At 35.6% G+C, this 837-nt stretch carries 1 protein-coding gene; it reads left to right on the forward strand.

Annotated elements, in window-relative coordinates; all coding sequences use genetic code 11:
• Nucleotides 1-128: 128 nt before the first annotated feature.
• A partial coding sequence (locus tag ACYVRA_RS07575) for an endo-1,4-beta-xylanase (protein WP_461252133.1) occupies nt 129-837 on the forward strand: 709 nt, incomplete at its 3' end.

Here is an 837-nt window from a genome sequence, read left to right on the forward strand (position 1 = left end):
TGTTATATCCTACCTGTTATAATATAACATATTTTATACTTTATTGTTCCAAAATTGCTTTTTAATAAAAATGATCAAAAATGTTCATTTTATTATTAACTTTTAATATATATTTAATTAGAAATAAAATGCGTAAATCAAACGACGTTTTAGAAGGCGTCCTGGACGAAATTGAAAACAACCTCAAAGATGATATCAACGCGGATATTCTGGCGGATGATTTTTCCCTGTCATCAGTCCATTTACAGAGGCTGTTTAAGCAAATGTTTAAAAAGTCGATAGGAACATATATACGCTCCAGAAAATTATCGGCAAGCATAGGGGATTTATTGTACAGCGGTTTAAATGTTCAGGACATTGCTTTGGAATACGGTTTTAGCTATGAACAGGCGTATATACTCAGCTTTAGGCGGGAATTCGGATTTACCCCCGGCGATTTACGAAGAAACAGACAGTTGGTAAAAACCACGCCGCCCCTTCAGCCTTATATAAAAAGATCATTATATAAAAATGATTTTATTGTCGGAAATATCATTAACAAAAAATATATGGACAATGATTATTTTAATTTTATTAAAAATAATTTTAATATTATTACGCCGGAAAACGGCCTTAAACCCATTTCTCTGGCAACAAACCGCGGTGGCGCGTATAACTGGTCTTATGCCGATCAAATGGTGAACCGGTCGCTGGAAAACGGAATGCCTGTTCATGGCCATGTTCTGGTATGGCATGATTGGACTCCCGATTGGATGGCAAAAGGAACAAAAGCGGAAGCGGAAGACAACCTAAAAAATCATATTACCGACGTATTAGAACATTATCACGGCAGGATTT

It is taken from the genome of Treponema sp. R8-4-B8 (assembly GCF_054786175.1).